22 protein-coding genes and 3 pseudogenes are annotated in these 22,344 nt (G+C 70.1%); 9 read left to right on the top strand and 16 right to left on the bottom strand.

Features of this window, described 5'->3' with window-relative positions:
• Positions 1–42 precede the first annotated feature (42 nt).
• From QRN89_RS34770 to QRN89_RS34780, 3 genes are all read left to right on the top strand, one after another.
• On the top strand, positions 43–573 hold the full coding sequence (locus QRN89_RS34770) for a WxL domain-containing protein (protein ID WP_290353385.1): 531 nt from the start codon (positions 43–45) through the stop codon (positions 571–573).
• 97 nt (positions 574–670) lie between these two features.
• On the top strand, positions 671–1,165 hold the full coding sequence (locus QRN89_RS34775; protein WP_290353386.1) for a hypothetical protein: 495 nt from the start codon (positions 671–673) through the stop codon (positions 1,163–1,165).
• A 25-nt stretch (positions 1,166–1,190) separates the two neighbouring features.
• Positions 1,191–2,132 (top strand): peptidase, encoded by a 942-nt coding sequence (locus tag QRN89_RS34780; protein ID WP_290353387.1) that lies wholly within the window; start codon positions 1,191–1,193, stop codon positions 2,130–2,132.
• Positions 2,133–2,846: 714 nt separating this feature from the next.
• Here QRN89_RS34780 and QRN89_RS34785 read toward each other — a convergent pair.
• On the bottom strand, positions 2,847–3,659 hold the full coding sequence (locus tag QRN89_RS34785; protein WP_290353388.1) for a TspO-related membrane protein: 813 nt from the start codon (positions 3,657–3,659) through the stop codon (positions 2,847–2,849).
• 320 nt (positions 3,660–3,979) lie between these two features.
• Positions 3,980–4,216: pseudogene (gene tnpA, locus QRN89_RS34790) on the bottom strand (IS200/IS605 family transposase); the annotation flags it as partial.
• Positions 4,217–4,236: 20 nt separating this feature from the next.
• Here tnpA and QRN89_RS34795 point away from each other — a divergent pair.
• Positions 4,237–5,064 (top strand): annotated as a pseudogene (locus QRN89_RS34795) (RNA-guided endonuclease InsQ/TnpB family protein); the annotation flags it as partial.
• Between the two features lie 42 nt (positions 5,065–5,106).
• Here QRN89_RS34795 and QRN89_RS34800 read toward each other — a convergent pair.
• Positions 5,107–5,745, bottom strand: a complete 639-nt coding sequence (locus QRN89_RS34800) for a response regulator (protein ID WP_290353390.1) — start codon at positions 5,743–5,745, stop codon at positions 5,107–5,109.
• Complete coding sequence (locus tag QRN89_RS34805) at positions 5,742–6,959, bottom strand: sensor histidine kinase (RefSeq protein WP_290353392.1); 1,218 nt, start codon at positions 6,957–6,959, stop codon at positions 5,742–5,744. Before QRN89_RS34805 ends, QRN89_RS34800 begins: the two co-directional genes overlap by 4 nt.
• Positions 6,960–7,138: 179 nt before the next feature.
• Between QRN89_RS34805 and QRN89_RS34810 the strand changes: the two genes are divergently transcribed.
• From QRN89_RS34810 to QRN89_RS34820, 3 genes are all read left to right on the top strand, one after another.
• Positions 7,139–8,227 (top strand): ABC transporter permease, encoded by a 1,089-nt coding sequence (locus QRN89_RS34810; RefSeq protein WP_290353393.1) that lies wholly within the window; start codon positions 7,139–7,141, stop codon positions 8,225–8,227.
• Complete coding sequence (locus QRN89_RS34815; RefSeq protein ID WP_290353394.1) at positions 8,224–8,910, top strand: ABC transporter ATP-binding protein; 687 nt, start codon at positions 8,224–8,226, stop codon at positions 8,908–8,910. The genes QRN89_RS34810 and QRN89_RS34815 overlap by 4 nt, the downstream gene beginning before the upstream one ends.
• A 116-nt stretch (positions 8,911–9,026) precedes the next feature.
• Positions 9,027–9,338 carry a transcriptional regulator gene (locus tag QRN89_RS34820; RefSeq protein ID WP_290353395.1) on the top strand — a complete coding sequence of 104 codons (312 nt, stop codon included), beginning with the start codon at positions 9,027–9,029 and terminating at the stop codon, positions 9,336–9,338.
• A gap of 22 nt (positions 9,339–9,360) precedes the next feature.
• Here the strand turns inward: QRN89_RS34820 and QRN89_RS34825 are convergent, their stop codons facing one another.
• The 7 genes from QRN89_RS34825 to QRN89_RS34855 all read right to left on the bottom strand — a co-directional run bounded on the left by QRN89_RS34825 (position 9,361) and on the right by QRN89_RS34855 (position 16,236).
• Positions 9,361–10,224 carry a MurR/RpiR family transcriptional regulator gene (locus tag QRN89_RS34825; protein WP_093660664.1) on the bottom strand — a complete coding sequence of 288 codons (864 nt, stop codon included), beginning with the start codon at positions 10,222–10,224 and terminating at the stop codon, positions 9,361–9,363.
• A gap of 116 nt (positions 10,225–10,340) precedes the next feature.
• Entirely contained in the window at positions 10,341–11,633 is a 1,293-nt protein-coding gene (locus QRN89_RS34830; protein ID WP_290353397.1) for a cyanophycinase, read from the bottom strand.
• A gap of 77 nt (positions 11,634–11,710) precedes the next feature.
• The gene (locus QRN89_RS34835) at positions 11,711–12,943 is read right to left on the bottom strand and encodes a M20 family metallopeptidase (RefSeq protein WP_290353399.1); all 1,233 of its coding nucleotides are present in this window, start codon (positions 12,941–12,943) and stop codon (positions 11,711–11,713) included.
• Complete coding sequence (locus tag QRN89_RS34840) at positions 12,940–13,692, bottom strand: amino acid ABC transporter ATP-binding protein (protein WP_290353975.1); 753 nt, start codon at positions 13,690–13,692, stop codon at positions 12,940–12,942. Before QRN89_RS34840 ends, QRN89_RS34835 begins: the two co-directional genes overlap by 4 nt.
• A 32-nt stretch (positions 13,693–13,724) precedes the next feature.
• Positions 13,725–14,702: an amino acid ABC transporter permease gene (locus QRN89_RS34845; protein WP_290353400.1), complete on the bottom strand. Its 978-nt coding sequence runs from the start codon at positions 14,700–14,702 to the stop codon at positions 13,725–13,727.
• Between the two features lie 2 nt (positions 14,703–14,704).
• Positions 14,705–15,652 carry an ABC transporter substrate-binding protein gene (locus QRN89_RS34850; protein ID WP_290353401.1) on the bottom strand — a complete coding sequence of 316 codons (948 nt, stop codon included), beginning with the start codon at positions 15,650–15,652 and terminating at the stop codon, positions 14,705–14,707.
• 383 nt (positions 15,653–16,035) lie between these two features.
• Entirely contained in the window at positions 16,036–16,236 is a 201-nt protein-coding gene (locus tag QRN89_RS34855; RefSeq protein ID WP_290353403.1) for a hypothetical protein, read from the bottom strand.
• A gap of 9 nt (positions 16,237–16,245) precedes the next feature.
• Here QRN89_RS34855 and QRN89_RS34860 point away from each other — a divergent pair, with 9 nt between their 5' ends.
• Positions 16,246–16,398: a hypothetical protein gene (locus QRN89_RS34860; RefSeq protein WP_290353404.1), complete on the top strand. Its 153-nt coding sequence runs from the start codon at positions 16,246–16,248 to the stop codon at positions 16,396–16,398.
• A 16-nt stretch (positions 16,399–16,414) separates the two neighbouring features.
• Here the strand turns inward: QRN89_RS34860 and QRN89_RS34865 are convergent, their stop codons facing one another.
• The 3 genes from QRN89_RS34865 to QRN89_RS34875 form a co-directional block, all read right to left on the bottom strand.
• Complete coding sequence (locus tag QRN89_RS34865) at positions 16,415–16,618, bottom strand: hypothetical protein (RefSeq protein WP_290353405.1); 204 nt, start codon at positions 16,616–16,618, stop codon at positions 16,415–16,417.
• A gap of 107 nt (positions 16,619–16,725) precedes the next feature.
• A complete protein-coding gene (locus tag QRN89_RS34870) occupies positions 16,726–17,361 on the bottom strand; it encodes an NAD(P)-dependent oxidoreductase (RefSeq protein ID WP_290353406.1) in 636 nt (211 codons plus the stop codon).
• Positions 17,362–17,388: 27 nt separating this feature from the next.
• Complete coding sequence (locus QRN89_RS34875) at positions 17,389–17,862, bottom strand: VOC family protein (RefSeq protein ID WP_290353407.1); 474 nt, start codon at positions 17,860–17,862, stop codon at positions 17,389–17,391.
• 593 nt (positions 17,863–18,455) lie between these two features.
• Here QRN89_RS34875 and QRN89_RS34880 point away from each other — a divergent pair.
• Positions 18,456–20,828, top strand: coding sequence for a glycoside hydrolase family 65 protein (locus QRN89_RS34880; protein WP_290353409.1), 2,373 nt, complete (start codon positions 18,456–18,458; stop codon positions 20,826–20,828).
• 247 nt (positions 20,829–21,075) lie between these two features.
• Here QRN89_RS34880 and cynS read toward each other — a convergent pair.
• Positions 21,076–21,551 (bottom strand): annotated as a pseudogene (gene cynS / locus QRN89_RS35920) (cyanase).
• 84 nt (positions 21,552–21,635) lie between these two features.
• Positions 21,636–22,259, bottom strand: a complete 624-nt coding sequence (locus QRN89_RS34890) for a DJ-1/PfpI family protein (RefSeq protein ID WP_290353411.1) — start codon at positions 22,257–22,259, stop codon at positions 21,636–21,638.
• Positions 22,260–22,344 lie beyond the last annotated feature (85 nt).

Below are 22,344 nucleotides of genomic sequence, written 5' to 3' on the forward strand. Positions count from 1 at the left end.
TGGAGGCTCAAAGCCCTCCGCAACAGGGCCTATAGTCGCGGCGTGCAAATGCTGTGGACCCTCACGGGAGTCGTGGCGGCGGTGGTGCCCGGCGCAGCAGCGCCGGTGTCCGCCCAGGACGTGGCGCGGATCGCCCGACAGCCCCACCTGCTGACGATCACTGTGCCGGCCGGGGTGAGTCTCGGCTCGACCTTCCCCGGCTCCTCCCTCGGTCGACAACTCGGCGAAGTCCGGGTGTCGGACAAGCGAGGCGGCACGAACACGGTCTGGACCGCGACGGTGGTGGCGACCGACTTCACCACGCCGGGCGGCGGCCCCGCCCGGCAGATCTCCAGGAGCCGGTTCTCGTACTGGTCGGGTCAGGCCACCGCGACCGCCGGGTCCGGCACCCGGGTCCCGGGCCAGGCGACCAGCGCGCAGGCGCAGAGTCTCAGCGTCCCGCGGACGGCGTTCGCCAAGACCTCGGGCAACGGGAACAACACCACTGCCTGGCGGCCGACGCTCATCGTCGCCGTGCCGACGACTGCCGTGGGAGGCGCCTATACCGGGACGATCACCCACTCGGTGGCATAGCCAATGGTAAATAACGACTCTTATCCATGTGTCCGCCTATGGTGGCTCTGTGCGCAGAAGACTCTTGACTCCGTGTATCGCCGCCGTCCTGGCCGGCGTGACCTCGCTGCCCGCGGCAGCCCAGCCGTCGGGGGACACGACCGTAACGTTCACCGTGTCCACGTCGAACCTCACGATCGAGGTGCCCGCCTCGGACAACCTGGGGTCCGCGTTCCCGGGGCAGACGATCAGCGGCCAGATGGGCACCGTGACGGTGATGGACCAGCGGGCCGCGGCCAACGCGACGTGGACGGCGTCGGTGGTCTCGACGCAGTTCGACACCGGAACGGACGAGGCCGCCGAGATCATCCTGCCCAACCTGGTGACCTACTGGTCCGGTCAGGCGACCGCCACAAGCGGCAGCGGCACCTTCGTGCCCGGCCAACCCACGCGTGGCGACCGGGTGAGCCTCAACCAGCCTCGCACCGCCTTCTCCAAGACCTCGGGCAGCGGAAACAACAGCGCGAGCTGGAACCCCACCCTGGAAATCACCATCCCGCAGGACGCCGTTGGCGGGCTCTACCACGGTACGGTGACCCATTCTGTGGCGTGACCCCGTAGGTAAACTGCTCCTCTCGATGTCACTGCTCGTCGCATCGGTCGCGCCCGCAGCCGCGGAGGCGCCGCGGCGGGCCTCCGACGACATGAGCATCGGCATCCGACTGGTCGACGCGCCCCTCAGCCGCCGCGACGACGAGCGAGCCCACCGGTACATCATCGATCACGTCAGTCCGGGCGAGAGGATTCGCAGACGGATCGCCGTTACCAATCTCTCGGGCGAGCGACACCGTGTACGGCTCTACCCAGCGGCCGCCGCTGTGGGCAATCACGGCTTCGCCTTCGCCCCCGGACGTGCCGGCAACGAGCTCACCAGGTGGGTGAAGATCGAGGACAGCGAACTCGTCCTGGCGCCCGACGAGACGGCGAAGGTCTGGACCGAGATCACCGTGGCGGGTGATGCGACCCGCGGCGAACACTACGGCGTTCTCTGGGCGGAGGTCAGTCCCGACCACGATCCCACGAAGCAGGTACGCAACGTGGCCCGCGCCGGAGTGCGTCTCTACCTGTCCATCGGGCCCGACGGAGAACCGCCATCGGACTTCCGCATCAAGGACCTGACCGGCGCGCGCACCGCGGACGGCATCCCCGTGGTAACGGCCCGGGTGGAGAACACCGGCGGGCGGGCCCTCGACCTCGCGGGCAAGCTCACGCTGTCGAACGGCCCAGGTGGGCTTTCTGCCGGCCCGTTCAACGTCCGCGCGGACACCCTCGGCCCGGGAGGCTCGACGCTGGCGAGGACCACTCTCCACCGGAGACTCCCAGACGGTGTGTGGACCGCGCGGCTGACACTCGCCAGTGGGCTCGTCAAACGGGAGACCAACGGCCGTATCACCATCGGGTCGCCGCCAAAGCGCGGCGAGAACCCCCGGATGGCCGTACTCACGATCGGCAGCCTCGTTTCGCTTGCCATGGCAGGTCTGCTCACCTACGCATACCGCGCTCGTCATCGCTCCCACTGATCGGCCATCCCGCGATATTTGACTCGGGCCGGACCGAGGACGGGTTCGGGCCGGCGACCGCCCGCCGGGGACAGCCCGGTCAGCGGGACGGGAGCAGAGGCACGCCAGGGCCGCCAGGGCCTCTTTCCCTGCCGACACAAGGCCCCGGCAAGCGTCGCTGAAGTCCAGGAGGGCAGCCGGTCGGAGTGGATGCCGCAGGCCTGCCCGGAGCACGGTGCGGCGCCGGCTCCCGGCAAGTCGCCTTGCCGGGAGCCAGAATCACGCCTGGGGGAGCCACCCGTGGACCCGTGGACCTGTGGACACGCCGCCCTCGACCGCCGAGACCGAGCCGAAGGACCCCGTCCCGGCGAGCCGGACGAGCGGACTCTCACCCGAGGCCCGCGCCGCGGTCGAGGAAGGCATCCCGGCCGAGACCCGCGGATACGCAGGCGGCTCGCACCGCTTCACCACCTGGTGCACAAGCACAAGGCGCAGGGCCCTGCCCGCGCGCGCGGACACTGCTACCGAGTACGTGACGGGGATCTTGCAGCCGTGCTGGGTCAGCACGCGGCAGATCGGCGCGACACCGCCGAAGCGGTCCCGGTGCTCGTCGATGAACGCTCCGAGCGCAGATGTGGCCGGTCGAGCTCGGCCGCAACCTGATCGCGCGAGCAGCCGACAGACTTCGATGCCCAGCCCTCGTGCGCCCCGGTGAAAGCGCAACGCTTCCCGGCCTCATGGCCCTTCCTCCGGGTCGCGGACAGCTCGCTCCCGCCGAGCAACGGCCGTTGCCCCGGCTACGACGACGAATCCGGCGGCCGCGGCGCCGGAAAGCACCGGCTGCCCGGCGCTCGCAGCTCCCAGCATGGCAGTCAGCAGACCCCATCCCGCGGCGAGGGCGTAGGGGAGCAGCCCTCGGGTCCAGCGGAGAATGACCACCGCGGTCGCCGTAGCGCCGGCCAGCACTGCCAACTGCGCCGCTACGCCCGTCGTGCCGGCCACGGGGGCACCGGAACCGGCCGCGGCGGTGGTGAGATTCACCCAGACCGCGATGGTCGACCATCCTGTGTAGACGCCGAGCATCCACCACAGAAGGGCTCTGGGCACAGGCCGCCAGGAGGCGATGGTGACGCGGTGTTCCAGAGCCACTGACATGGCCCGCACAAGGCCGAAGATCATTACGGCGAACACCGCGACCGTTCCCCACACCGGTGCGACCTCCGCGGCCACCAGCCAGCAGCTGAATCCGGTGAAGACCAGGCAGAGCGGGACGGCCAGCTGATTCCGAACGTCGGAGTCCGGGCGACGCTCGGGCAGCGCCCACAACGCGTAGGCGATACAGAGCAGTTCTACCAGCGTCCAGATGGAGAATGCCCAGCCGACCGGGACGATGGGCGGCTCGCCTGGACGGTCGGCCGTCGTGAACTCACCGCCGTACAGCCGGCTGAGGACGGAACTCGCCACCTGCCCGAGCGCAAGGACCAGCATGACGGAGCGCCATGCGGCCACTGGCCCCGCGGAGCGGCCCAGAGAGGAGGCTTGCACCATGGGTCGTCCTTGTGTGAGGTCTCATTGTCGATGTCACCCTGCCCACGGTTCCGGAGACAGACGGAGAACGGATGCAGTGCATGGGGACACCCCTCACCCTCGGGCAAGTGATCGGCTTCAGTGGCTCAGCAGGGTGCAGCGAACGAGTGAACCTGTCGCGCCTTCTGCCTTTGATCTTGGCCAGTGCTCCGGCGTTTACGCCGGGGGTGAAGGCCATCTCAAAATAGGTGTGACCCGTACCGAAGCACGGGTCTGCACTGTTCAGCTCATCCCACGGGGCGTTTTGCCGCTCGATGTACTGCTGTTTTCGACGGTCAGACCCCGCCGCAGCTTCCGGCGAAGTACGAGCCGGACCAAGAGTGCCTGCCCCACAGGTACCGGCGCACGTGCGCGTCGTACTCCTTGCGCAGCAAGCGGGCGGAGACGCCCTTAAGGGAGTTGACCAGCTTGGAGAGCTGGACTTTCGGCGGGTAGTGCACGAGCAGGTGTACGTGATCCTCTTCGCCGTTGAACTGCTTGAGGTCCGCTTCGAAGTCCGTGCAGACCTCTCGCAAGATCTCTTCGCAGCGAAACGAACGGCTGGCACATTGCCTTCCGCGTCCAGACCCTCGAACGCGCCCCCGAGCCCCACCAGGGGCCGGAGGTCGGCATCGACGCCGGGGTGAACATCCCCCTGGCTCTGTCCAACAAGGACCACCAGGACCACGGGCGCTCGCCTCGACTTCCGGATGGCACCGCCGACCGGGACAAGTGGCTGACCCCGAAGGAGAAGGCCAAGCTCCTCAAGCTGGAGCGGCAGGCCGCGCACAGCAAGACGTTCCGCAAGCGCGGGGAGAAGACCTCCAAGCGGTTGCGGCACACCTACGGCCAGATCAAGCAGCTCCGAGCAAGAGCCACGCGACGAGCCGTGGACTGGCAGCACCAGACCACCACCTATCTCGCCCGCACGTACGGCGTGCTGGTGGTCGAACAGCTCAGCATCCTCGGCATGACCAAGAGCCCGGTCCCCAAGCCCGACCCCGACAACGAGGGCGCGTTCCTGCGCAACGGGGCCAAGGCGAAGGCCGGACTCAACCGCTCCATCGCCCAAGAGGCGTGGGGTCGGAGCGTGACCATACTGACGTACAAGACCGCCCGATACGGCGGCCAGCTCGTCAAGGTCCCCGCCCCCCACACCTCCCAGCGATGCTCAGCCTGCGGATTCATCACCCCCGGCAGCCGAGAGAGCCAGGAACTGTTCTCCTGCAAGAACCCCGACTGCGGCTGGACGGCGAACGCCGACTGGAACGCGGCTCGGAACATCTTGCACCTGTACCGGATCGGCCACGTCATCGTGGAGGTCCCGGCCGCCGGAAGGCGCGGTCGCAGGGCGGGTAAAACCGTCAAGCCTGTCGCCGCAAGGTAGACGGGAATCCCCTTCCTGAGCTTGCGAAGGGAGGGGAGAGCTTCAACACCTCCGGATCATGCCGAGTCCGCTGGCGGTAGCGACGGCGGCGGTGCGGGAGTCCACGCCGAGCTTGGTGTAGATGCGAGCCAAATGGGACTTCACGGTTCCCTCGGTGAGATGGAGCCGGTCACCGATGGCCTGGTTGGACAGTCCTTCGGCCACCAGGACCAGGACTTCGGTCTCGCGCCGGGTCAGGGCGGTGCCAGGACTGCGCAGCCGGTTCATCAGCCGGTCCGCGATGGTGGCTGCCAGAGTGGTGCGGCCCGTGGCGGCGGTGCGTACGGCGGCGGCCAGTTCCTCGGGCGGGGCGTCCTTCAGGAGGTAGCCGGTGGCGCCGGCCTCGATGGCGGGCAGGGTGTCGGCGTCGGTGTCGTAGGTGGTGACGATCAGCACGCGGGGGCCGTCCGCTGGGGCGGTGATCCGGGCGGTGGCCTCGGCGCCGTTCATGCCCTTGCCGAACTGCAGGTCCATGAGGACTACGTCGATGTCGCCCTGGGCGGCGCGGGCGACGGCCTCCTCGGCGGTGGCTGCCTCGGCCACCACGGTGAGGCCGGGTTCGGTCTCCAGTACCGCGCGGAGCCCGGCCCGCACTACGGGGTGGTCGTCGGCCAGGAGCAGACGGATGGGGGTGTCGGTCACGGGCGGGCCTTTGCGGGGTCGGCGTCGGGGTCGAGGGGCAGTCGGGCGGCCAGGGTGGTGCCGTGGCCGCGGGTGGATTGGACGGTGAGGGCGCCGCCGAGGGCGTGGACTCGGGCGTGCATGGCGGTCAGTCCGAACCCGCCGGCCTCCGGGTCCGGGGTGGGAAGCCGGTCGGGATCGAAGCCGCGTCCGTCGTCGACGATGTCCACGGCGACATGGTCGTCGTGGTAGCTGAGGGTGACGTCGGCGGTGGCGGCCTCGGCGTGCCGGACGGTGTTGGAGAGGGCGGACTGGGCGATGCGCAGCAGGGCGACCTCGTACGCGGTCGGCAGCGGTCGGGGGTCGCCCGTGAGGTGGAAACGCGCGGTGATCCGGTGGCGGGTGCCGGTGGTGGCGCACAAGCGTTGAAGGGCGCCGGCGAGGGTCGTGCCCACCAGGGCGGGCGGAGCGAGGGCGGCGACGAAACGGCGGGCCTCGGCGAGGTTGTCCACGGCGGCCTGCCGCGCCTGGTCGACGTAGCGAGCGGTGTTCTCCGGCGCGTTCGGCAGGGCGCGTTCGGCGGCGCGCAACAGCAGCTGGATGCTTGAGAGGCCCTGGGCGAGGGTGTCGTGGATCTCGCGGGCCAGGCGTTCACGTTCGGCCAGGACCCCCGCGGCGTGCTGCGCCGTGGCCAGATCGGCGCGCGTGGCGGTGAGCTCTTCGATCAGGCGCCTGCGCTGTTCGCTCTCCCGGTAGAGGGCCTGGTACCCCCACACCACCGCCACCGCCACGGCGGCGCCGAGGGCCGGTCCGATCGCCATCGCGGCGCTGAAGGAGTCCTGGTGCGCGGCGAAGCCGGCGATGGCCACCACCGCCGTGGCCACTACCGCGGCCAGGCCGACGCGGTGGGACAGCAGGTGGAGCTGGAGGAAGTACAGGGGGAACGCCACCCATACCGCGTCGGCGGACAGGGCCAGCAGGACCAGCCAGACGGCGCCCACGGCGGTCAGCCACAGTGCGGCGGCCCGCCGCGAGCGGCGCACTCGGGGCAGCACGGGACCGAGCGCATAGACCAGCGCACACGCCGCGGCCGTGGCGGTGATCAGTCCGGCGTGTGGGCTGTGGTCGGCGACGGCCCGGCCGGCGGCCAGAGCGAGCAGGGCGACAACCAGCACATGCAGGCACCAGGCCAGGGCGCGGGTGGTCGGGGTCAGGGAGGGGGCGGTGGTGTTCACAGTCCTTCCAGGCTAAGGACACGCCCCGGCGGGGGCCTCCATCGAAAGGTACAAGACCCGTGCCGCCTTTCGGCGCGGCAAGAGCTGTCCTGGGCCAGATGACCGTGTGGGGGTCTGACAGCGACGGTGGAGTCGTACCGCTCCCACCCCGAGAATCCCGTGAGAAGGCAGGCCCAGCCGTGTTCGTCGCCTGGAGAGACCTGAAGTTCGCCAAGGGGCGCTTCGCCCTGATGGGCACCGTCATCGTTCTGATCACCCTGCTGGTCGAGCTGCTGTCCGGGCTGACGGCCGGGCTGGGCCACCAGAACGTCTCTGCGATCACCGGCCTGCCCGCAGACAAGATCGCTTTCGGCGAACCCGGCGAGGGCGAGGCGCTGTCGTACTCCAACTCCACCGTCACCGAGAAACAATGGCAGCAGTGGGCCAGTGCGCCCGGTGTGAGGAGCGCCGAGCCGCTGGGCATCACCACCACCAAGGCGAGCGCCGGCAACAAGAGCACCGCCGTCTCCGCCTTCGGCGTGAGGCCCGGTTCCGTCCTCGCCCCGGACAGCAGCAAGATCGACGACCGAACGGTGGTCCTGTCCACCACCGCCGCCGACGCCCTCGATGTGGAGGCGGGCGGCACCTTCACCCTCGCCGGTCAGCCGGTGACCGTCGCCTCAGTGAGCGGGGACGCCTCCTTCAGCCACACCCCGGTGGCCTGGACCAGCCTGAGCCTGTGGCAGAGGACCGCACCCCCCACGGGCGAGACCGGCGGACCTACCGCCACGGTCATCGCGCTGAGCACCACCTCCGGCGGCGATGTGAAAGCCGCTGATGAGGCAGCGGGCACAAAGACGGTCTCCAAGGACGACTCACTGTCCGCGATCGGCTCCTACGCCTCCGAGAACGGCTCCCTGCAGCTGATGCGCGGCTCTCTGTTCGCGATCTCCGCCCTGGTCGTCGGCGCCTTCTTCACCGTGTGGACCATCCAGCGCAGCGGCGACGTCGCCGTTCTGAAGGCCCTGGGCGCCTCCACCGCCAACCTGCTCAAGGACGCGCTCGGCCAGGCCGTCGTCCTGCTGGCCGGCGGCACCCTGGTCGGCACCGTCCTCGCCGCCGTCCTCGGCGCCCTCGTCGTCGCCCCGGCCGTACCGTTTCTCCTCACGCCCGCCACCGTCCTCGTCCCGCCGGCCGTGATGATCACGCTCGGAGCGCTCGGGGCCGCCCTGGCCATCCGACGCATCACCTCCGTCGACCCGCTGACCGCCCTGGGGAGCGCCCGATGAGCCTGCACCTGACCGACGTCACCCTCACCTACCCCGACGGCGAAGCCCGCCTGACCGCCCTGGACAACGTCACCCTGGACGTGCCCAAGGGCACCCTGACCGCCGTCGTCGGCCCTTCCGGCTCCGGCAAGTCCAGCCTGCTCGCAGTCGCCGCCACCCTCATCACCCCCGATGCCGGCACCGTCACCATCGCCGGCACCGCCACCACCGGCATGACCCGCGGCGAGCTCACCGAACTGCGCCGCCACAAGATCGGCATCGTCTTCCAGCAGCCCAACCTGCTGCCCTCCCTCACCGCCGCCGAGCAGCTCCACGTCATGGCCCAGGTCGACGGCCGCAAGCCCCGCAGCGCCCGCGCACGGGCCATGGAACTGCTCGACGCCGTCGGTCTGGCCGACCAGGCCGCACGCCGTCCCCACCAGCTCTCCGGCGGTCAACGCCAGCGCGTCAGCATCGCCCGCGCCCTGATGAACGACCCCACCGTGCTTCTGGTCGACGAACCCACCAGCGCCCTCGATCACGAACGCGGCGCCGCCGTCATCGACCTGATCACCCGCCTCACCCACCAGCAGGCCACCGCCACGGTCCTCGTCACCCACGACCACACCCACCTCACCGCCGTCGACCGCATCGCCCAAGTCCACGACGGGCGGCTGCGCCTCCCCGCCACAACCCGCGAATGAAGGAGAAGCACCTCAGGCGTCACCTGTCGCAGCGGACGGTCACGCGAAGAGGACGTCCCTCACATGCGTTCGCCGTAGGGGTGGACATCCGACCTGGGGGTCGGGCGATGGACGTCATGACCACCTCACCGCCACGCGGCGACCAGTGGACGTTCCTCACCCACCACGCCCGAGTGCTGCCGCGGACCGCCGGCGACCCGGAGGTACGAGTGCGTGACGCCGCCGCCGGGATCGGGCACCGAGCGCGCCGCGGCCTCGAGCAAGTCCTGCGCCGCACGGCCTTGTCGGCACTGCCTGACGACGCGAACGCCGGGGTACTCGGACGTCCAGGGGCGAGCGCCGCGTCGAGGGCTGAAGCCCTGGCCGGCGCCGACGTTCGCGAAGTGCACCGCGCCGAGCCCGTCGGCGAGCTGACCGGGAGGTCCTGAACAGCGACGCGCGCAGGTTCGGTTACACCAGCCCGGTACGGCGGGCGATGTCCTCGGTGTGCCTCATGTGCTGATGGGCCTCGTCGCCGAGCGCCGTGATGAGGCCCGCGACGACGGTCTCGATGACGGCGAGGGTGGGCACGAGGCTGTCGTACGGGGAGGGGGTGGTGACCTGGCTGGGCAGGACGACCTCGGCGTGCGCGCTGGTGGGTGAGAGCCAGGTGTCGGTGAAGACGACGACCTTGCCGCCTCGTTCCTGCGCGAGCTGAGCGAGGGCCGTCTTGTCGCTCTCGTAGCGGCGGTAGTCGAGGACGACGAGGACGTCGCGACGGCCGAGCCGGGCCAGCGCGGCGGCGCGTTCGACGTCACGTTCGGGCAGGATGTGGACGTCGTCGCGCAGTTGCATCAGGTGCAGGCCGAGGTACTGGGCGAGCAGGTGCGTGAACCGGCCGCCGACCAGGGTGATCCGGCGCTTGCGGTCGGACAGCAGCGTGATGGCCCGTTCGAGGTCGTGCGGTGGGGTCTCGGCCATGGTCTGGGCCACGGCGGTGGTGAACAGCCTGCTGCTGCGGGCCATGAGGCCCGCGGCCGAGTCGTCGCCGGGGGCGTCCTCCGTCTCCTCGTACAGGGACAGTGGCGAGGCGTTGCGCTGGTCGAGTTCGGCGCGCAGGGCAGCCTGGAACTCCGGGAAGCCGCTGTAACCGAGGCGGGCGACGAAGCGCAGAACCGTGGGGGCGCTGACGGCGGCGCGTTCGGCGATCGTGGCGACCGTCTCGAAGCCCGCCGCCGGGTAGGCGGCAAGGAGCACCCGCGCGACCTTCCGCTCGGCGGGGCTGAGAGTGCCCAGCTTGAGGCGGATGTCGTCGGCGAGGGTGCCGGAGGTCATGGGGGCTCCTTTCGGACCTTGTGGTGCGCCGGTGCCGAGCCTAATGCCCTAACGGGCGGCTCGGGCCGGCCGGGTGTCCCGGCCGCCCCGAGCCGCCGACGGGGTCGGGAACGCGGTTACCGGGGTGCGATGTCGATGCGCAGTCCGACCAGGGACTGCGCGGTGGTGCCGTCGCTCGTCCAGGCGGTGAAGCCCGGCCGCTTCGTGAAGGTGACCGTGAAGCGGGGAGCGCTCTCGTAGGTGGTGGCGGTGGCAGTGCGCTGGTCGCGGGTGGCGGCGAGTGCTGCGGCGGTGCTGAGGAAGGAGTACGGGACACCGGCCGGGTTGTCGGCCGAGTGGAAGACGTCGTTGTTGGCGGGCACCGGAGACGTGCCGCTCGGGGTCAGCGGGCGCTTGCCGGGAGCCGGGCGGGCGGCCCAGCGGCGGGGGTCGTAGCGGTCGCCGTCGGTGAGGTGGGTGTACCTGGCTCCGGTCAGCGTCCAGCCGTCCCGTGTGGTGCGGGCGCAGGCGTCGCGCAGGTCGAGGATGCCGATGCCGTTGGTGCCGAGTACGGTCATGGACTCGTCGCGGGTGCCCGGCTGGTCGACGACGAGGGCGCTGTTCTCCTGCAGGGCGTAGACCCGGTCGTGACCGGTGTCCGCGGTCAGGCGCAGGGCCCGGCCCTCCCTGCCGTAGGCGCCGGTGTGGGTGTCGACGAGCCCGGAGCGAAGGAAGCCGAAACCGCCCGCGGGAAGGTAGCCGAGCCGGGTGGGGTCGTCGAAGTAGCCGGCCGCGCTGCCGTCCCGCAGGCCCTGGTAGGACTCGCCGCCGGTGACCATGTCGCGCCCGGCGGCGATCTGGGCGCCCGCGGAGGTGCCGGCGACGACGGCGCCGTCGGCGAGCTTGGCGCGGATGGCGGCGAGCACCTTGGAGTCGGTGTGCCGGTCGCCGTGCAGGAGGGTGGTGACGTAGCGGTACTGGTCGCCGCCGCCGAAGAAGAACCCGGTCATGGAGTTGATCTGGTCGACGACGGTGTCGGAGTCGGCGTTGGCGACGTGGTCGAGGTCAACGGGGATCCACTGGGCGTCGGCCGCGCCGTGCTTCTCGAACAGCCCGGCGTAGTAGGCGCCGTTGCAGGCCGAGTTGCTGCACCGGTCGGGGTCGTTCGCGTGCGGGTCCTGGCTCTCGGGCACGGAGGCGGCGGTGAGGACACCGATACGGGCGCGGGAGCCACCGGCCCGCTCGATGATCTCCCCGTACACCTGGGTGTTGTTCTCCTTCAAGGCGCCGCCGATCAGGACCAGGGAGCCCGCCGCCCGGCCGGCGTCGGGGCGCGTGGTCGCCTGGGCGGCCGCCGGAGCGGCGGTGAGGGCGAGGGCGGTGGCGGCGGCGAGGAAGTGGCGCCGACCGGGTCGAGGACGCTCGCGCATGGGGTCTCCTTGAGTGGTCTGGGACGTCGGTGTGGGGCCGGGCCCTCGGCCGGGATGCACGGCCGAGGGCCCGGCGGTCAGGCGTCGCCGTCGCCGAGCGCGGTGATCAGCGAGGCCAGCAGGGCGATGCGCTGGGGCAGGGTCGCGGTGTCGAGCCACTCCTGTGGGCTGTGGTCGGCCCCGCCGACCGGACCGAGGCCGTCCAGGACCGGAACGCCGGTGCCGGCGATCAGGTTGACGTCGCCGACGCCGCCGGTGGCCGTGGCGCCGAGGGTGAACCCGAGCGCGGCGGCCGCCTGCTGGGCGACGGCGAACATCCGGTGCGTCGCCGCGGTCGCCTCCATCGGCGGGCAGTCGTCGAGTTGTTCTACCGTCACGGTGGTGCCGGGCACTGCGGGGCGTGCGGCTGCGTCTTCGATGGCCCGCCTCACGGTGCGGACGTCGGCGGCCGTGGCCGCGCGTACCTCCAGGCGGAGTTCGGCCTCGGGGCAGACGATGTTGGGGCGGTGGCCGGCCCGGACGACGCCGACGTTGACGGTGACGCCGTCCCAGCGCCCGTTGAGGGCCTGCAGAGCCACGACGAGGTGAGCCGCGGCGAGGGCCGCGTTGGCGCCGCGCTCGGGTTCGATGCCGGCGTGGGCGGCGCGGCCGGTGACGGTGAGCCGGAAGTCGGCGACGCCCTTGCGGGCGACCACCAGATCTCCGTTCTCGCGCGCGCACTCCAGGCCGAGGGCGTAGTGCATGTCGCGCGCGACCTCCTCGGTGATCCGCCGGCTGACCGGGGAGCCGATCTCCTCGTCAGGGGTTGCCAGGAACACCAACTCGGCGTACTCCGCCGTCCCTTGCTCCTGGAGCAGTTCAATCGCGGTCAGACCGGCCAGCAACCCGCCCTTGTCGTCGCTGACTCCGGGCCCGTGCGCGTGTGTGCCGTCGAGGGTGAACGGCCGCTCGGCGGCGGTCCCGTCCTCGAACACGGTGTCCATGTGGGCGACGAGCAGGATCCTGCGCCCGCCGTCCGCCTCCGCGAGGCGGCCCGCCTTGCGGGCGACGAGCACGTCGCCTGTGCGGAGGGCGTCAGAGGGCGCGCCGGCGGCGGCAGGCGGCCGGATCCGTTCGACGGCGAATCCTCGTGACGTCAGGCGCGCCTGCACCCAGTCGGCGACCGCGTTGACCCCGTCGGGGCTGTACGAGCCGGAGTCGATGGCCACGAGTTCGGCGAGGTCGTACAGGTAGTGCTGAAGACGGCTGCGGGCCGGGCCGAGCAGGTCGGCGGGGTGGGGGCGGGGCCGCTGCCGGGAGGGGGCGCTCACAGGACCTTCGACAGGAACGCGCGGGTACGTTCCTGTTCGGGGTTGACCAGAAGCTGCCGTGGGTCACCGGCCTCGACGATGACTCCCTCGTCCATGAACACCGCCGTGTCGCCCACTTCGCGGGCGAAGCCGATCTCGTGGGTGACGACGACCATCGTCATCCCCTCGCCGGCCAACTGCCGCATCACGTCGAGGACATCGCCGACGAGTTCCGGGTCGAGGGCGGAGGTCGGCTCGTCGAACAGCATCAGCTTGGGTTTCATCGCGAGGGCGCGGGCGATGGCCACGCGCTGCTGCTGGCCGCCGGAGAGCTCGGAGGGGTAGTGGCCGGCGCGGTCGGCGAGGCCGACCCGCTCCAGCAGCTGCCGCGCCTCCTCGCGGGCCTGTGCCCTGGCCACCCCGGCGACGCGCACAGGTGCCTCGATGACGTTCTCCAGCGCTGTCATGTGCGGGAAGAGGTTGAAACGCTGGAACACCATGCCGATGTCGCGGCGCCGCTCGGCCACTTCCCGTTCCCGCAGTTCGTGCAGCTTTCCGCCGTGCTGGCGGTAGCCGACGAGTTCGCCGTCGACGGTGAGCCGGCCGCCGTCGACCTTCTCGAGGTGGTTGATGCAGCGCAGGAAGGTGGACTTGCCCGAGCCTGACGGACCGAGCAGGCAGCACACGCTGCCGCGCCGGACGGTGAGGTCGATGCCCTTGAGGACCTCCAGCCTGCCGTAGTGCTTGCGCACGCCCTCCGCGTGCACCAGCGGCACGCCCTCGACGTGTTCCGTGGGGGCGCTCACCGGCCCGCCTCCTTGTTCATGACGCGGTTGCCGATGCGCGCGGGCCGGGCCGTTCCGCCGAGCAGGCGCTGCAGGGGGGACACCTGCTGGGCGTGGGCGGTGCCGCGTCCGTAGCGGCGCTCCAGCCAGGCCTGAGGGATTCCGAGCAGGGTCACCAGGGCGAGGTACCACAGGCTTGCGACGACGAGCATGGGAATGACCTGGTAGTTCTGGGCGTACACGTCCTGGATGTTGGACATCAGGTCGTGGGCGGAGATGACCGAGACCAGGGCGGTCATCTTGAGCATGTTGATGGTCTCGTTGCCCATCGGGGGGATGATGACGCGCATCGCCTGGGGCAGCACGATCCGGCGCATGGTGAGGGCGGGACGCATGCCCAGCGAGTGCGCTGCCTCGGTCTGCCCCGTGTCGACGGACTGGATACCGGCGCGCACGATCTCGGAGGCGTAGGCGGCCTCGTTGAGCCCGAGGGCGAGCAGTGCCGCGACGGCCGGGGTCAGCAGGGAGTTCGTCTCGGCCCGGAAGAAGGTGATGTCGGTGAACGGGATGCCGATCATCACGTACTTGTACAGGGCAGCCGCGTACCCCCAGAAGATGATCTGCACGAGCAGCGGAGTCCCGCGGAAGATCCACACGAAGAAGGTGGCGAGCCCGTAGAGGACGGGGCTGGAGGACAGCCGCATGACCGCGATCAGCGTGCCCAGGGCGAGTCCGAGGACCATGGCGGCGGCGGTCAGCCACAGGGTGGTGAACAGGCCGTCGAAGATGAGGTCGGCGAAGAGGTACTGACCAACGATGTCCCAGCGCAGGTTGTCGTTCCCGGCCAGCGAGCCGACCAGTCCGACCAGGGCGGCCAAGGACGCCGCGGCGGCCACCCAGCGGCCGTGGTTGCGCACCGGTACGACGACGAGATCGTCCGCCGTGAGTCCGTGGGCGGGCGCGGCAGTGTCCCGGGATGTCTTCAGCTCGACCATGCTCAGTCGACCGCCGCGTTCTTGGTGGCTTCCTTCACGGCGATGGAGGCGACGCCGTACTTCTCGAAGATCTTGGTCGCGGTGCCGTCGTCTATCAGGGCCTGGAGGGCCATCTGGATCGCGTCGGTCAGTTCGGGCAGCTTCTTGCTGACGGCGATGCCGTTGGGTGAGGCGTTGTAGCCGCCGGGTGCGGCGGGGTCCTCGACGAGGTCGAAGGTCGAGCCGTCGTCGGCGGTCTTGGCGGTCCAGCCGGCGGCCGGCTTGGTCAGCACCTGGGCGACGACCTTGCCGGAGCGCAGGGCGAGTTGGGCGTCGGAGTCCTTGGGGAAGGTCTGGACGTCGATCTGGCCGCCGCCGGCCTTCCTGCACTCGGCCTGGTGGCTCTTGAGCAGGTCGAGCTGGTTTGTGGCGGCCTGCACGGCCACCTTCTTCCCGCACAGGTCGTCCAGGGTGGCGATCTTCTCGGGGTTCCCCTCGGCGACGAGGATGCCGGAGCCGGACTGCGAGTAGTCGACGAAGTCGACGACCTTCTGCCTCTCCTTGTTGTCGGTGATGGCCGACATCGCCGCGTGGAACCTGCCGGCCTGGATGGCCGGGACGATCCCGTCGAACTTCTGCGGGGTGAAGGTGAATGGCACGCCCAGCTTGGCGCCCAGGGCTTGGCCGAGGTCGTAGTCGAGGCCCGTGAGCTCGCTCTCGCCCTCCTTGACGTACATCTCGAAGGGCGGGTACGGCACATCGGTGGCGACCTTGACGGTGCCCGCGTCCTTGATCTCCTCGGGCAGCGCGTCGTGCAGCGCGGGATCCTTCTCGATCTTGACGCCGGCGACGATGACGCTACCGCTCGCGGCCGGTGCGGAGTCGTCGCCACCGGAGCAGGCGGTGAGCGCGGTAAGGGCGGTGGTCACTACGGCGGCGGCCGCCAGGCGGCGGACCGTGTGAGGGTTCATGGGGGATCGGACCTCTCGGATGACGTGGCCGGCGGAGGTGCCGCCGACCGCGCTCCGGAAGTTACAGAAAGCCTTGCGAGTTGGCTAGATGTATCGCGCGTTACGTTCATGTAACGCGCCGTTCGGCGCCCCCGTTCGCTTCCGCATCTGCCTGTTCACCTCGGGTTTCTCCAGAAGCGCCGGGTTCTGCGGAGCGGATGGCGTGATACATCTGCCAGGCTGGAGTGCATGTTTGTACCGTCTGCTAGCACCCTTCGACCCGACTCTCGAGGATTCATGTCCCGACGACCGGGACACCGCGGGCGGCAAAGGGGATCAGGCCGGTGAGCGCGCCCGCTTCTACGGCGAGGTCTTGGCCGCCGAGAAGAAGATCGTTGCTGGCGTCATGCTCGCTGGCGGGCGCAGGCCGGGCTCGACCGCGCCCACGGTGCCGAGACCAGCCGCGTCAACGCCGCCGCGGGAGCCTGGTCTCCCTCGACGACCAGCTGGCCACGCTCCTGCGGGACAGGGCCCCGGATGAGCGAGCCGCTCCGCGGCTGGACCGTGTGGACGGAGAAACCGCCGGCGGGTGTCCTGCTGGACATGCTGCTGGAGTGTCCAAGCAGATGGTCGGCCACCTCGTGGCGTTCGCGACGGCGACCGCCGCCGCACTGGCCCTGCTCGACTGCCAGGTGCCATTCGGTGGGGAACCCGCCGCGGCAGCGTCCCAGCTCGTTTTCACCGGGCTCGGTGAGGACACCGCCTGACGGTTCCTTCTGCAGGTCACCCTGCCTTCGGGCTCCGGCCGCAGTACTGGTGGGCGCGGCAGACCGTGGAGTCGACGCCCCGGTCCCATCTGATCGCGCCCTTCGCGCCGGCCAGGGGCTGGAGCCGGGTGAGGATCCGGTGCCAGGTGCCGTTCCGCTGCCACCGGAGGAACAGGTCGTAGACCCGGCTCCAGGGTCCGCCTCGACAGGGACGTCCCACCGCGACGGACCGGCCGCCCAGCCCCGTAGAGCAGGATGGAGTCCCATCCCCAGGCCCTGACCCGGCCGACGCACGTGGCACAGCCGACCGGGTCCCGTGGCGCGCCGTCAGTACGCGAACGTGATCCGGCTGCGCGGATGCGCGTTGCTCTCCAGTTCCTCCACACAAGCGGCCGCGTAGTCCTCCGCGCTGATACGGCTGCGTCCCTCGGCGTCGACCAGTAGCTCGTCCCCGCCGACGCGGAAGTTGCCGGTCCGCGTCCCCGGAGCGATCTCGGCCGGCGGGGACACGTTGGTCCACTCAAGATCCTCCACGGTGCGGTAGAAGGCGAGAGCATCGCGGTGCGCCAGCGCCACACCGAGAAGATCGGCGGGGAAGACGGGCTGCACGACCAGCTCCTCACCCGGCGCCACCAGCAGACTCCCCGCACCGCCGACCACCAGGAGCCGGGAGATCCCCGCGGCCCGCGTGGCGTCGACCACAGCGCGGTTCAGGGCCACGAAGCGCTCCCGCTGCTCGCCGCCGTCGCCCGACGGCGCCAGCGCCGAGACGACCGCGTCGTGCCCGGCGGCCAGCTCCGCGATACGGCCCGAGTCGGCCGCGTCCGCAGCGGTCGCCGTCACCCCCGGCACCGGAGCCCTGCCGGAGCGACTGACGCACGTCACCTGGTGGCCCCGATCGACTGCCTCGGCGGCGATCCGGCTGCCGATCATGCCGGTGGCGCCCAGCAACACGAACTTCATGTACGACTCCTGTTCGGTGATGTGCCCTCAGCGGCCGGGGAACCGCTCCGTGATCTCCTGCAGCACCCAGCCGTTGCCGTCCGGGTCGGCGAACGAGGCGAAGGAGGAGTAGGTGTTGCCCTCCGGGTGGCGGCCCGCCAGCCGTTCCTGGCCGGGAAGGTTGTGGGTGACGTCCCCGCGCTCGTGACCGTGGAACAGCACGCCGTTCGCGTCGTGGAAGACGTCGCTGATGTCGATGCCCCGGTCGGCGAGCTCGGCCCGGGCCGCGTTGATGTCGGAGACGATGAGGTACAGGCCCTGTACCGAGCCGGGCTCGGCGGCGGTCATCCCCTCCCCGAACATGATCGAGCACCCGGAGCCGGGCGGGGTGAAGTGCACGCAACGGAAGTCGGTGCTGGGACCCGTGTCGAGGTCCAGACGGAAGCCCAGCTTGTCGTAGAAGGCCTTGGCCCGGTCGGTGTCGGAGACGGGCAGCACGAGCACTTCGAGCTTCAGATCCATGAGGGGGTGTCCTTGGGTGTGAGCGGTGGAGCCGTGTCTACCGTGTTCGACCGCCGGTCACACTGCGGCGCGCACATGGCGGTGGCGCGCAACCGCACGTTTGGCTGCCTTGGTCGCGACCGGGGGCCGCTCGGCAAGGGCGAGCCCGGACTGGCCTCCCTCCGGTTCACGCCGCTGACGGCCCACGCCATGCGTTGCTTCCCAGCCGGTCCGACGGGCCGCAGCCTCGCGGGAGCGTCCGCCCCGGACGCCGCCTTCCCGCGTGGCGAGTCGACCGGTGTACGAATCGTCCTGTCCTCCTCTGTTGCGGCGCATCGCAGCCGGGAGGATCGTGGGATACGCGCTCGGGCGAAGAGGCGATCACGCCTTGATGGGCTCGCCGCCGCGGAAGGGCGCGGGAGTCCCGCACCCCGGCACGCTTGCGGACGCTGCCCACGACTTTGGCTCCACGGCCTTGGGTGCGGCCGACTTGCACATCAGGGGCGTGGCGCTTCGACTCAATCGTCGGAGCCGACCGGGCCGGTCAAGGAGACGCCATACCCGCCCACCGCGCCGACGTCGTCGTGCGCATCGCAGAACCGAGGGACCGGGGAATGTTCACAGAGCCCTGCTTCTCCGTGGACCACTGGAGTCTGAAGGAGTCACCGCTCAAACTGGACCTGCTGCCGCAGAGCGAGTCGGTGTTTGCGCTGGCCAACGGCCACCTCGGCTGGCGGGGCAACCTCGACGAGGGCGAGCCGCACGGGATACCCGGCTCGTACCTCAACGGGCTCTACGAGGCGCACACCCTGCCGTACCCAGAAGGAGGATACGGCTATCCGGAGTCCGGTCAGACGGCGATCAACGTCACGAACGGCAAGGTGCTCCGGCTGTTGGTCGGCGACGAACCCTTCGATCTGCGCTACGGCAGGCTCCACAGCCACGAGCGCACACTGGACCTGCGGTCCGGCCTGCTGCTCCGCCACTGCGAATGGACTTCGCCCGCCGGCTCCACCGTGCGTGTGCACTCCACCCGGCTGGTCTCCTTCACCCAGCGTGCGATCGCGGCCGTCGCCTACGAGGTGGAGGCCGTCGACGCCCCGGTGCGCGTCGTCGTCCAGTCGGAACTCATCGCCAACGAACAGCTTCCGGCGGTCTCGGGTGATCCCCGCACAGCGGCAGTCCTGGAGTCGCCCCTCGAGTCCGAGGAGAACCGCACGATGGGCAACCGTCTCCTGCTGGTGCACTCCACTCGCATGAGCAAGCTCCGCATGGCGACCGCGGCCGACCACACCGTCGACGGACCCGCCGGGACGCGAACCAGCAGCGAGAGCACTGCGGACGTCGCACGCCTGACCGTCACCTCCCGACTGGGAGCCGGCGAGAAACTGCGGATCGAGAAGCTGGTCGCCTACGGCTGGTCGGGCACGCGGTCGCTTCCCGCAGTGCGAGACCAGGTCGAAGCGGCGCTCGCGGCGGCGAGCAGCACACGCTGGGACGGCCTGGTGGAGGAACAGCGGGACTACCTGCGGGACTTCTGGGCGCGGTCCGATGTCGAGGTCGACGGCGACGACGAACTTCAGCAGGCCGTCCGATTCGCCCTGTTCCATGTGCTGCAGGCCGGTGCGCGTGCCGAACAGCGTCCCATCCCCGGCAAAGGGCTCACGGGGACGGGGTACGACGGGCACACCTTCTGGGACACCGAGACCTTCGTGCTGCCGCTGCTCACGTACACCTCGCCGGGCGCCGTGGTCGAAGCGCTGCGCTGGCGGCAGAGCACGCTGGCGGCAGCGCGCAACCGCGCACGCCAACTCGGGTTGCGCGGGGCCGCGTTCCCGTGGAGGACCATTGACGGATCGGAATGCAGCGCCTACTGGCCGGCCGGTACCGCGGCCTTCCACATCAACGCCGACATTGCCGATTCGGTCATACGCTATGTCTCCGCGACAGGCGACGAGGACTTCGCCCGCAGCAGCGGTCTGGAACTGCTCGTGGAGACCGCCCGGCTCTGGATGTCGTTGGGCCATCACGACCACCGAGGAGCATTCCACATCGACGGCGTCACCGGGCCGGACGAGTACAGCGCAGTCGTCAACGACAACACCTACACCAACCTCATGGCGGCGAGGAACCTTCGCGGGGCCGCGCACGCAGTCGACCGCTACCCCGACGAGGCGGCGGACCTGAGCGTGGACGACGAGGAAGCCGCAGCATGGCGTGCCGCCGCGGAGTCGATGCATGTCCCCTACAACGCGGACCTGGGAGTGCACGAGCAGCACGCCGGGTCCACCGACCGCCAGCCGTGGGACTTCGCCGCCACCCATCCTGACCAGTACCCCTTGATGTTCAACTTTCCGTACTTCGACATCTATCGGAAGCAGGTCGTGAAGCAGGCCGACCTGGTGCTGGCGATGTGCACCTGCGGCGAGTGCTTCGACGCGGAGCACAAGGCGCGCAACTTCGGATACTACGAATCCTTCACCGTGCGTGACTCCTCCCTTTCCGCCTGCTGCCAGGCGGTGCTTGCAGCGGAGGTAGGCCACGGCCACATGGCTTACGAGTACGCGATCGAAGCGGCGCTCATCGACCTCGACGACCTCCACATGAACACCCGGGACGGGCTGCACATCGCCTCGCTGGCGGGCACCTGGATGGCCCTGGTCGGCGGTTTCGGAGGCATGCGCCACTACGAGGACACCCTGGTGTTCGCCCCGAGGCTGCCCCAAGAACTCAGCCGTCTGGCATTCCACATGAACATCTGGGGCCGAAGCCTGAGGGTGGAGATCACGGGCGGATACGCGACGTACCTCCTGCTCACAGGGGAGCCGATGTCGATGCGTCACCACGGCGAAGTCGTTACGCTCGCAGCCGGCTCCCCCACGAGGTGCCCCATCCCCGACGCACCCGCCCAACCGTCCCCGGACCGGCCGCCGAACTGTCGGCCCGGACGGGGCAGCCCCCGACGGGAGCACCGCCGTCCGGTCTGAATCCCGTCCGCGCGCGGGGATCACCTGGGCCGCAATCACGCTCATGACCAGGCGCATCACCCGCCGGACCTCTCGCAGGATGGGACAGCCCGCGTCCTGCGAGGCCCACCGCGATTGATCGTTCTCGCGTTCACGGTCGGCAACTTCACGCGGACCGTCCCACAATCCACGATCCCGCGAACCCTCCCGCCGGGGCGGCTCGTTCAGCCCTCTCCCCTGACGTGGGGAATGACCCGATGGACCCCGCTTAAGCGGCTCGGTCACTGGGCCAGTTGCAGGGCAGGAACTTCCCGTCGAAGGTGATGACGACGCGGTCGGCCCCGTCGTGGGAGGCGCGCCCGATGTCTAGCTTGAAGTTGATCGCGCTCATGATCCCGTCGCCGAACTGCTCGTGGATCAGTTCTTTCAGGGCCGGACCGTAGACCTGCAGCGCCTCATAGAAGCGGTAGACCGTCGGATCGGCCGGCACCGCGGTGGGCAGCCCGCCGCGGTACGGAACGGCGGCGAGACCGGCACAGCTTCCGCCGGCAGGTCGAGCAGTTCGGCGACCTGACGTGCGCTGTCCTCGGGGAGGGGGTGTTGTCCGAGCAATGCCGCGATGGTCCACACCAGCGGCCGGCCGATCGCGTCAGCCAGCTGCTGCCACGTGAGGCCCTTGGCCACCCTGTGGGCAACGATCCCAGCCGTTACCTCGTCGCGGTTCGTGCGTAGTCCTTCCCTGATAGTCCGGTGGATGTGCGGGCCGCGCGGCCGGCCGGGCTGCCGGAGGCGCGGATTCCTGGCCGGCCGCTGCTCGCGTCTGGTGGGTCAGACGAGCGCCGGGGCCGGGGCGGGCAGGTACGGGGTGATGTTGCGCCAGGCGCGCTCGATGTATTCCTCCTTCTCGCCGACCGGGGCGACGTAGTGCAGCGCGCCTTCGGCGGCGTCCTGGCCCTGGAGGCGGGTGATGATCCAGGCGGCGAGGTAGTGCGAGGCCAGGCATCCGCCGGCGGTGGCGATGTTGTCCTTGGCGTAGAGGGGCTGGTTGAGGACCTCGACACCGGCGGCGACGACCCACGGCTTGGTGATCAGGTCGGTGCAGGCGGGGATGTCGTTGAGCAGGCCGAGCCTGGCCAGCACGAGCGCGCCGGAGCACTGCGCCGCGATGAGCTGGCACGAGGGGTCCAGACCCCGCAGGACGTTCATGATCGCCGGGTCTTCGGTGACCTCGCGGGTGGCGATGCCGCTGCCGATGATGACGGCGTCGGCGGCGCACGCCTCCTCCAGCGTGGACATCTGCTCGATGACCACCCCGTTCATCGACGTCACCTTGGGGCTGGGGGTCGCGATGGTGACGCGCCAGTCGTCGCTCTTGATGCGGTTGAGCACACCGAGCGCGATCAGGGAGTCGAGTTCGTTGAAGCCCTCAAAGGTGAGGATGGCGATGTGCACGACGGCTGTCCTTTCCGGGTGAGTGGGACTCGACGGTAAGAACCCGCGAGCAGGACAGTCAAAGAATTGTCATGGATACAATCCG

Source organism: Streptomyces sp. HUAS CB01 (assembly GCF_030406905.1).
GTDB lineage: Bacteria > Actinomycetota > Actinomycetes > Streptomycetales > Streptomycetaceae > Streptomyces > Streptomyces chengbuensis.